We start from the raw sequence: 8,984 nt of genomic DNA, 5'->3' as shown, positions 1-8,984 counted from the left end.
CCTAGGGCGTGTTTCGAAAGCAGCGTCGTCCGCCCGAAGGGCGGGGCCAGACGGGACTTCCGAAACACGCCCTAGGCTGCGCCTCATGAGCGATCTTGAGATACGGCCCGCTGCGGTGGGCGATCTGGCGGACATCGTCGCCATGCTGGCCGACGACCCGCTGGGCGCGCAGCGGGAGTCCCCCGACGACCTCACCCCGTACACCGCCGCCTACGAGCGGCTGGTCCACGACCCGAACCAACACCTGATGGTGGCCGTCCGCGGCGCCAAGCTGGTCGGCACCCTCCAGCTGACGATCATCCCCGGCCTCTCCCGACGCGGGTCCACACGGTCGATCATCGAAGCCGTCCGCATCCACGCGGACGAGCGGGGCAGCGGCCTGGGCACGCAGTTCATCGAGTGGGCCATCGAAGAATCCCGCCGTCAGGGCTGCCGACTCGTCCAGCTGACCTCCGACGCCACCCGCAAGGACGCCCACCGCTTCTACGAGCGGCTGGGGTTCGAGGCCTCCCACGTGGGCTTCAAGCTGAGTCTCTGAGCACCCAGGACGCCGGGGCCGGGCCATCGCGCCTTGCCCCGGCGCCCTGTTTCACGTGAAACAGCCGCTCAGAGACCGCGCCAGCCCGCCTCGTCGACTCCGCCCGGTACGGCGTCACCCTGCTCGTACGGCTCGCGAGTGAAGACGAAGGACCCCAGATCGAGATGGCTCACCGAGCCGTCCGCCCGCCGCACCGCCCGGAGCGTCTCCCCCAGGTAGTAGCCGTTCAGGCCGATCCAACCACCCTCCGGCAGCGCCCGGAAGCTCGCACGCCGCCCGATACCGCTCAGCGGTTCGAGCGTCGCGCCCCGGTTCGGACCGAGACGCAGTCCGAACGCGTGCGTTCCCCAGTACCAGGGCCCGGTCAGCTCCAGCAGCTCCTGATCGACCTCGGCCTCGGGAATCGGCCGCCAGGGCTCGGGAAAGCGGGGTTCGGCCTCCGCCACGATCCGTACGAGATCGGCGGCCACCGCCGTCACCTGCGGCCCGGAGGTGGCATTGGCGAGGGTGACCGCCGCGACGCCGTCCTCGACACTCACCCAGAGACAGGCGACGAAGCCCGGCAGTGAGCCGGTGTGGCCGATCAGCGTCCGGCCGTCCTTGCGCAGCAGTTGAATGCCCAGGCCGTAGCCACCCTCCCAGTCACCGGCGCCGGGCGGAGCCGCCGGCCGCCGCATCTCCTCCACCGAGGCCGCGCCGAGCACACGATTGTCGCCCTGGGCGAGGAACCCCCCGAAGCGGCAGAGGTCCTCGGCCGTCGACCAGAGCTGTCCGGCCGGAGCCATCAGCCCCAGATCCTCGGAGGGTTCAGGAAGCATCACATCGGCCCACGGGTGCACGGCCCAACCGCCGGCGTGCGGAGCGACAGGCTGCGCGCTCGTCCGCGTCAGCCCCAGCGGCTCCAGGATCTCGCCGCGCAGCGCCTCCTCCCAGGAGACCCCGCGCACCGCCTCGACCAGCGAACCGAGCAGCGTGTAGCCGGGGTTGGAGTAGTGGTGCCGACGCCCCACAGGGTGCAGAACCGGCTCCTCCCCGAGCACATCGGCCAGCTTCGGCCGTACGGTCCCGGGCGTCCGCTCCCACCACGGAGCGGGGCTCTCCGCCGCCAGGCCCGAGGTATGACCGAGGAGCTGAGCGATCGTCACCTCGCCGACCCCTGTACCCGGAAGATGCTTCTCCAGCGGGTCGTTCAGATCCAGCAGGCCCTCGTCACGGAGCCGCATCACGAGGACGGCCGTGAAGACCTTGGTGAGCGAGCCGATCCGGTACTGCGTGTCGGCGTCCGGGGCGTGCCCGTCGACACAGCTGCGCGATCCGCTCCACACCATTCCCCCTTCGCGGGCCACGGCCCCGACGAAGGAGGGCGAGCGCCCCTCGGACTGGGCGACCGCGACACGGTGCAGCAGAGCCCGCGCGGTAGTGGGAAGCAGAGCTTCGGAAGGTGAGGTCATGGACCGATCCAACGTGGCAACCGCGCCGTAGTCGACCACATTTCCTGACGTTCCGGCGGATCAGGTCTGCGCCATGTCCACGAAGCGTGAGTAGTGGCCCTGGAAGGCCACCGTGATCGTCGCCGTCGGACCGTTTCGGTGCTTGCCGACGATGATGTCCGCCTCGCCCGCGCGCGGGGACTCCTTCTCGTAGGCGTCCTCGCGGTGCAGCAGGATCACCATGTCCGCGTCCTGCTCGATCGAGCCGGATTCACGCAGGTCGGAGACCATCGGCTTCTTGTCGGTGCGCTGCTCGGGGCCACGGTTCAGCTGCGAGAGCGCGATCACGGGCAGTTCGAGCTCCTTGGCCAGGAGCTTGAGGTTTCGCGACATGTCCGAGACTTCCTGCTGGCGGCTCTCGGACCGCTTGGACCCGCCGGACTGCATCAGCTGGAGATAGTCGATGACCACGAGCTTGAGGCCGGCACGCTGCTTGAGCCGGCGGCACTTGGCGCGGATCTCCATCATCGACAGGTTCGGGGAGTCGTCGATGTAGAGGGGAGCCTGCGACACATCCGGCATCCGGCGGGCCAGCCGGGTCCAGTCCTCGTCGGTCATGGTGCCGGAGCGCATGTGGTGCAGCGCCACCCGGGCCTCCGCCGAGAGCAGGCGCATCGCGATCTCGTTGCGGCCCATTTCGAGGGAGAAGATGACGCTGGGCAGGTTGTGCTTGATGGAGCAGGCCCGTGCGAAGTCCAGGGCGAGCGTCGACTTGCCCATGGCGGGACGGGCCGCGATGATGATCATCTGGCCAGGGTGCAGACCGTTGGTGAGCTGGTCGAGATCGGTGAAGCCGGTCGGCACACCGGTCATCTCCCCGCTGCGGGAGCCGATGGCCTCGATCTCGTCGAGCGCGCCCTCCATGATGTCGCCGAGGGGTAGGTAGTCCTCGGTGGTGCGCTGCTCGGTGACGGCGTAGATCTCGGCCTGGGCCGAGTTCACGATCTCGTCGACGTCGCCGTCGGCCGCGTATCCCATCTGCGTGATCTTGGTGCCGGCCTCCACGAGGCGGCGCAGCACGGCGCGCTCGTGGACGATCTCCGCGTAGTACGCGGCATTGGCGGCGGTCGGTACCGACTGGACGAGGGTGTGCAGATACGAGGCACCGCCGACACGGGTGATCTCACCGCGCTTGGTGAGCTCCGCTCCGACCGTGATGGGGTCGGCCGGCTCGCCCTTCGCGTACAGGTCGAGGATGGCCGCGTAGACCGTCTCGTGGGCGGGCTTGTAGAAGTCGTGGCCCTTGATGATCTCCACGACGTCCGCGATGGCGTCCTTGGAGAGCAGCATGCCGCCGAGCACGGACTGCTCGGCGTCGAGATCCTGCGGGGGCACCCGCTCGAAGCCGGAAAGACCGCTGTCCCACGGGCCGCTGTCGCTCCCACGGTCGTGCTGGTCCTCACGGCCCCGGCCCCGTCCACGGCTCTCGCCGCGGGGTCGCGCGACGGGCAGCCGGTCGCTCGGTCCACTGTCGGCCCAGGGGTCGTCCAAGGGCTCGGGAATGCTCACCAAGCCACCTCCTCCTGTCCGCTCCGCGGACCTCGCCGTGCCACTCTTTCTTACGCCACGGCTCGGACAAACAAGAGGCTTTGACTCCGCTTCTGGCGCGTCGTGCGCCGGACCACGGTAGGCCCGCGGGCACCGTCAGCCAATCTGGTTATCCACAGGGCCTGTGGGTGAACGACCAGATGCTGTGGAGAACTCTGCCGAACCTGTGCACGGACCGGGGGACAGCCATGTGGACAAACTCATAGCGCACCCCGCGACACCGCCCTGACCTGGGCTTTTTCCATCCACGGGCTGTGGGGGAGAAAAACTTTTGACTCCGGACCAAGATCAGAACAAACGGCGCACACCCGAAGCTCCACACCATGGCGATGTAAGGACTACATGCCCATTGCATCTCTTACCTGTGGAAGATTAGATTGAGACCCATGACCCAGGCTCCCCCGACCCCCAAGGCCGCCCGCCGGCAGCACGACCGAGAGATCATCTCCCTCGCCGTCCCGGCCTTCGGTGCGCTCGTCGCCGAGCCCCTCTTCCTCATGGTCGACAGTGCCATTGTCGGGCACCTCGGCACTCCGCAGCTCGCCGGTCTCGCCATCGCGGCGGCCCTGCTCTCCACCGCCGTCAGCGTCTTCGTCTTCCTCGCCTACGCGACCACGGCCGCCGTCGCCCGTCGCGTGGGAGCCGGCGATCTCAAGGCCGCCATCCGCCAGGGCATGGACGGTATCTGGCTCGCGCTCCTCCTTGGCGCGGTGGTCGTCGCCGTCACGCTGCCCGCCGCCCCCTGGCTCGTCGAACTCTTCGGCGCCTCCGACACAGCCGCTCCGTACGCCACCACCTATCTACGGATCTCCAGCCTGGGCATCCCCGCCATGCTCGTGGTCCTGGCCTCCACCGGTGTCCTGCGCGGCCTCCAGGACACCCGTACACCGCTGTACGTGGCCATCGGCGGCTTCGCGGCCAACGCGCTGCTCAACGTGGGTCTGGTCTACGGCGCCGGGTGGGGCATCGCCGGCTCCGCCTGGGGCACGGTCATCGCCCAGTGCGCGATGGCCGCCGTGTACCTCGTCGTGGTCGTCCGTGGCGCCAAGCGCCACGGCGCCTCCCTGCGACCCGATACGGCCGGCATACGTGCCAGCGCCCAGGCGGGCGTCCCGCTCCTGGTCCGCACGCTCTCGCTGCGCGCGGTTCTGATGATCGCCACCGCCGTCGCTGCCCGAATGGGCGACACCGAGGTCGCCGCCCACCAGATCATCCTGTCGCTGTGGAGCCTGATGGCCTTCGCCCTGGACGCGATCGCCATAGCCGGTCAGGCCATCATCGGCAGGTATCTCGGCGCCGATGACGCCGATGGGGCCAGACAGGTCTGCCGTCGCATGGTCCAGTGGGGCATCGTCTCCGGAGTCGCCCTGGGAGTACTGCTCATCGTCGCCCGCCCGCTCTTCATCCCGCTCTTCACAGGCGACACGACCGTTCAGGACTCCCTGCTCCCGGCTCTCCTGGTCGTCGCGATCTCCCAGCCGATCGCCGGCGTGGTCTTCGTCCTCGACGGCGTGCTCATGGGCGCGGGCGACGGTCCCTACCTGGCCTGGGCCATGCTGCTCACCTTGGCCGTCTTCGCCCCGGTCGCCCTCCTGGTCCCCGTGCTCGGCGGCGGGCTCACCGCCCTGTGGTGGGCGATGACCCTGATGATGACCGTGCGCATGCTGACCCTCTGGCTGCGCTCGCGCTCCGGACGCTGGATCGTCACCGGCGCCACGCGGTGAATGTTTCACGTGAAACGCCCTGTTTCACGTGAAACGGCGGAAGGGCCGCACCCCGAGGGGTGCGGCCCTTCCTACTGCTGAGAGCAGCGTTACGCGGCGACGACCTCGACGCCGAGCTTCGCGGCAACCTCGGGGTGCAGACGCACGGACACCTGGTGCGAGCCCAGGGTCTTGATCGGCGAACCGAGCTCGACGCGACGCTTGTCGACGTCGGGGCCACCCGCGGACTTGATCGCCGTGGCGATGTCGGCCGGGGTCACGGAGCCGAAGAGGCGGCCGGCGTCGCCGGAGCGAACGGCCAGACGCACCTTCACGCCCTCGAGCCGGGCCTTGATCTCGTTGGCCTGCTCGATGGTCGCGATCTCGTGGATCTTGCGGGCGCGGCGGATCTGCGCCACGTCCTTCTCGCCACCCTTGGTCCAGCGGATCGCGAAACCACGCGGGACCAGGTAGTTGCGAGCGTAACCGTCCTTGACGTCGACGACATCGCCGGCGGCACCGAGGCCAGAGACCTCATGGGTCAGGATGATCTTCATTTTTCGGTCACCCTTCCCTTATCGCGCGGTGGACGTGTAGGGCAGCAGCGCCATCTCACGGCTGTTCTTCACGGCCGTGGCGACGTCACGCTGGTGCTGCGTGCAGTTGCCGGTCACGCGGCGGGCACGGATCTTGCCGCGGTCGGAAATGAACTTCCGCAGCATGTTCGTGTCCTTGTAGTCCACGTACACGGTCTTGTCCTTGCAGAACGCGCAGACCTTCTTCTTAGGCTTGCGCACAGGCGGCTTCGCCATGGTGTTTCTCCTGTGTGATCAAGAAGTTTGGGTACGAGCTGCCTTCCAGGGGAGTGCCCTAGAAGGGGGGCTCGTCCGAGTAGCCGCCGCCGCTGGAGTTTCCACCCCAGTTGCCTCCGCCGCCCTGCTGCTGGCCGCCACCGGCCGGCGCGCTGGTCGCCCACGGGTCGTCGGCGGGAGCACCGCCACCACCCTGCTGGCCACCACCGGAGTTTCCACCCCAGTTGCCGCCGCCCTGCTGGCCGCCTCCGCCGTAGCCACCCTGGCCACCACGACCGGTGGTCTTGGTGACCTTGGCCGTGGCGTTCTTGAGACTGGGGCCGACTTCCTCGACGTCCAGCTCGTAGACCGTGCGCTTGACGCCCTCGCGGTCCTCATAGGACCGCTGCTTCAGACGGCCCTGCACGACAACGCGCATGCCTCGCTGAAGCGACTCGGCGACGTTCTCCGCCGCCTGACGCCAGACCGAGCAGGTGAGGAACAGGCTGTCGCCGTCCTTCCACTCATTGGTCTGACGGTCGAAGGTGCGGGGGGTGGACGCGATACGGAACTTCGCGACCGCCGCACCGGACGGGGTGAAGCGCAGCTCGGGGTCGTCGACAAGATTGCCGACGACCGTGATGACGGTCTCGCCTGCCATTGGATGAACCTCTCGGCGGGATTGCTTCTGGCTGCTTACTGCTACTCGAACCCGATGACCTCTGAGCTAGATGCTCAGTGGGTCTCGGGACGGAGGACCTTGGTCCGGAGGACCGACTCGTTCAGGTTCATCTGTCGGTCGAGCTCCTTGACGACCGCAGGCTCGGCCTGCAGGTCGATGACCGAGTAGATGCCCTCGGGCTTCTTCTTGATCTCGTAGGCGAGACGACGACGGCCCCAGGTGTCGACCTTCTCGACCTTTCCGTTGCCCTCACGGACGACGGAGAGGAAGTTCTCGATCAGCGGGGAGACAGCGCGCTCCTCGAGATCGGGGTCGAGGATGACCATCATTTCGTAGTGACGCATGTGGAACCCACCTCCTTTGGACTCAGCGGCCACGGTCGTTCCGTGGCAGGAGGGTCGTGATGCGTGAGCAACGGTATCCGCCACCACTGACAACCTCCTCGACGAGCGAGGAGAGCGTCGGGTCCGGGACGGACCTGGGCAGACACCGGTGCAGACCGTACAGAGTACCCGCACATCCGCTTCCGGTTGAAATCCGGTGGTGGGGGGACGCAATCTGTACACATCGGATGTCGGCGGCGCTACGATGCGCCGCCTTCCCGCAGGCACGCCAGGAGGTGCCCCATGGCACAGGCAATGCGACCCGACCCCGGACATTCCCTCCTCGCCACCGACGGCAGGCCCCACCCGCTCCAGGACACCCTGATGGCGGTGACACTCTTCCTCGGAGTCCTCTCCTTCATCACCGCGCAGTTCCACAGCCTGCACGTGCTGGCCTCCTGGGCCGGACTGATCGGCATCGGGACCGGCGCGTTCGGCCAGTTCATCTCGGTGACCACGAGGGAACGCTTCGCCTTGATCGTCGGGCTCGGCGCCTCGGCGGTGGGCTTCTACCTCGGCATGTTCTACGGCGGCCTCGTCTGAGCCGCCCCCGGTCGGCCGACGGCCCAGGGACACACGTCCCACCGGGGCGCTCCCCGGTCACAGTAGGCTTCGGCGCGAGAGCCGGAGCCCCTGAACCGATGGGGACACACCTGCCGAGGAGCGCCCCGTGAGCCTGACCCTGAGGACCATCAGCCGTGAGCAGCATCTGGCATTCATCCAGAGCCAGCCCGCGGCGAGCCACTGCCAGGTCCCGGCGTGGGCTGAGGTGAAGACCGAGTGGCGCTCGGAGAACCTGGGCTGGTTCGACAAGTCCGGCGAGATCGTCGGCACGGGCCTGGTGCTGTACCGCCAGCTGCCGAAGATCAAGCGCTACCTGGCCTATCTGCCCGAGGGCCCGGTCATCAACTGGTACGCCCCGAACCTCGACGACTGGCTGCAGCCGATGCTCGCGCATCTCAAGCAGCAGGGCGCCTTCTCCGTGAAGATGGGCCCGCCGGTCGTCATCCGCCGCTGGGACTCCGCCGCCATCAAGTCCGGCATCCAGGACCCGGACGTGAAGCGCCTGAAGGACGTCGAGGCCACGCACATCGAGCCGCGTGCCTTCGAGGTCGCCGACCGGCTGCGGAAGATGGGCTGGCAGCAGGCCGAGGACGGCGGTGCCGGCTTCGGCGACGTCCAGCCCCGCTACGTCTTCCAGGTACCGCTCGCCAACCGTTCGCTCGACGATGTCCTCAAGGGCTTCAACCAGCTGTGGCGCCGCAACATCAAGAAGGCCGACAAGGCCGGCGTCGAGGTCGTCCAGGGCGGCTACGAGGACCTCGCCGAGTGGCAGCGGCTGTACGAGATCACGGCCGTCCGTGACCACTTCCGCCCGCGCCCCCTCTCGTACTTCCAGCGCATGTGGACCGTCCTCAACAACGAGGACCCCAACCGCATGCGGCTGTACTTCGCACGCCACAACGGTGTGAACCTCTCCGCGGCCACGATGCTCGTGGTCGGCGGGCACGTCTGGTACTCCTACGGAGCCTCCGACAACATCGGCCGCGAGGTCCGGCCCTCGAACGCGATGCAGTGGCGGATGCTGCGCGACGCCTACGCGATGGGCGCGACCGTCTACGACCTGCGGGGCATCTCGGACTCGCTCGACGAGACCGACCACCTCTTCGGTCTCATCCAGTTCAAGGTCGGCACGGGCGGCGAGGCGGTGGAGTACGTCGGCGAGTGGGACTTCCCGCTCAACAAGCTCCTGCACAAGGCGCTCGACATCTACATGTCGCGTCGCTGACGGCCCGGGCGTCCCGCCCGTAACCTCGTACGTAATCTCGTAAGTCTCGTACACACCTTT

The 8,984-nt window shown here is 68.0% G+C and carries 10 protein-coding genes; 4 read left to right on the top strand and 6 right to left on the bottom strand.

Going from position 1 to position 8,984, the window contains the following annotated elements; all coding sequences use genetic code 11:
• Positions 1–85: 85 nt before the first annotated feature.
• Entirely contained in the window at positions 86–538 is a 453-nt protein-coding gene (locus M5362_RS17480) for a GNAT family N-acetyltransferase (protein ID WP_260228474.1), read from the top strand.
• 68 nt (positions 539–606) lie between these two features.
• On the opposite strand, the gene M5362_RS17475 is transcribed toward M5362_RS17480, so the two are convergent.
• Both M5362_RS17475 and dnaB read right to left on the bottom strand, forming a co-directional pair.
• On the bottom strand, positions 607–1,989 hold the full coding sequence (locus M5362_RS17475) for a serine hydrolase (RefSeq protein ID WP_260228473.1): 1,383 nt from the start codon (positions 1,987–1,989) through the stop codon (positions 607–609).
• Positions 1,990–2,049: 60 nt separating this feature from the next.
• On the bottom strand, positions 2,050–3,537 hold the full coding sequence (gene dnaB, locus M5362_RS17470) for a replicative DNA helicase (RefSeq protein WP_260228472.1): 1,488 nt from the start codon (positions 3,535–3,537) through the stop codon (positions 2,050–2,052).
• A gap of 425 nt (positions 3,538–3,962) precedes the next feature.
• On the opposite strand from dnaB, the gene M5362_RS17465 reads away from it, so the two are divergent.
• Complete coding sequence (locus tag M5362_RS17465) at positions 3,963–5,300, top strand: MATE family efflux transporter (RefSeq protein WP_260228471.1); 1,338 nt, start codon at positions 3,963–3,965, stop codon at positions 5,298–5,300.
• A gap of 89 nt (positions 5,301–5,389) precedes the next feature.
• On the opposite strand, the gene rplI is transcribed toward M5362_RS17465, so the two are convergent.
• The 4 genes from rplI to rpsF form a co-directional block, all read right to left on the bottom strand.
• Positions 5,390–5,836, bottom strand: coding sequence for a 50S ribosomal protein L9 (gene rplI, locus M5362_RS17460; RefSeq protein WP_158988579.1), 447 nt, complete (start codon positions 5,834–5,836; stop codon positions 5,390–5,392).
• 18 nt (positions 5,837–5,854) lie between these two features.
• Positions 5,855–6,091: a 30S ribosomal protein S18 gene (gene rpsR / locus M5362_RS17455; protein WP_003956534.1), complete on the bottom strand. Its 237-nt coding sequence runs from the start codon at positions 6,089–6,091 to the stop codon at positions 5,855–5,857.
• Positions 6,092–6,149: 58 nt separating this feature from the next.
• On the bottom strand, positions 6,150–6,731 hold the full coding sequence (locus M5362_RS17450; RefSeq protein WP_260228470.1) for a single-stranded DNA-binding protein: 582 nt from the start codon (positions 6,729–6,731) through the stop codon (positions 6,150–6,152).
• 74 nt (positions 6,732–6,805) lie between these two features.
• Positions 6,806–7,096: a 30S ribosomal protein S6 gene (gene rpsF / locus M5362_RS17445; protein WP_159689873.1), complete on the bottom strand. Its 291-nt coding sequence runs from the start codon at positions 7,094–7,096 to the stop codon at positions 6,806–6,808.
• Between the two features lie 282 nt (positions 7,097–7,378).
• Between rpsF and M5362_RS17440 the strand changes: the two genes are divergently transcribed.
• Positions 7,379–7,678, top strand: coding sequence for a hypothetical protein (locus M5362_RS17440; RefSeq protein ID WP_260228469.1), 300 nt, complete (start codon positions 7,379–7,381; stop codon positions 7,676–7,678).
• 127 nt (positions 7,679–7,805) lie between these two features.
• Positions 7,806–8,924, top strand: coding sequence for a peptidoglycan bridge formation glycyltransferase FemA/FemB family protein (locus M5362_RS17435; protein WP_260228468.1), 1,119 nt, complete (start codon positions 7,806–7,808; stop codon positions 8,922–8,924).
• Positions 8,925–8,984 lie beyond the last annotated feature (60 nt).

This window comes from Streptomyces sp. Je 1-79, from assembly GCF_025195125.1.
GTDB lineage: Bacteria > Actinomycetota > Actinomycetes > Streptomycetales > Streptomycetaceae > Streptomyces.
This window is presented reverse-complemented; position numbering and strand designations above follow the sequence as displayed.

Coding starts and splice junctions, on each gene's coding strand:
- M5362_RS17480 (WP_260228474.1), top strand. CDS start 86: ATGAGCGATCTTGAGATACGGCCCGCTGCGGTGGGCGATCTGGCGGAC.
- M5362_RS17475 (WP_260228473.1), bottom strand. CDS start 1,989: ATGACCTCACCTTCCGAAGCTCTGCTTCCCACTACCGCGCGGGCTCTG.
- M5362_RS17465 (WP_260228471.1), top strand. CDS start 3,963: ATGACCCAGGCTCCCCCGACCCCCAAGGCCGCCCGCCGGCAGCACGAC.
- rplI (WP_158988579.1), bottom strand. CDS start 5,836: ATGAAGATCATCCTGACCCATGAGGTCTCTGGCCTCGGTGCCGCCGGC.
- rpsR (WP_003956534.1), bottom strand. CDS start 6,091: ATGGCGAAGCCGCCTGTGCGCAAGCCTAAGAAGAAGGTCTGCGCGTTC.
- M5362_RS17450 (WP_260228470.1), bottom strand. CDS start 6,731: ATGGCAGGCGAGACCGTCATCACGGTCGTCGGCAATCTTGTCGACGAC.
- rpsF (WP_159689873.1), bottom strand. CDS start 7,096: ATGCGTCACTACGAAATGATGGTCATCCTCGACCCCGATCTCGAGGAG.
- M5362_RS17440 (WP_260228469.1), top strand. CDS start 7,379: ATGGCACAGGCAATGCGACCCGACCCCGGACATTCCCTCCTCGCCACC.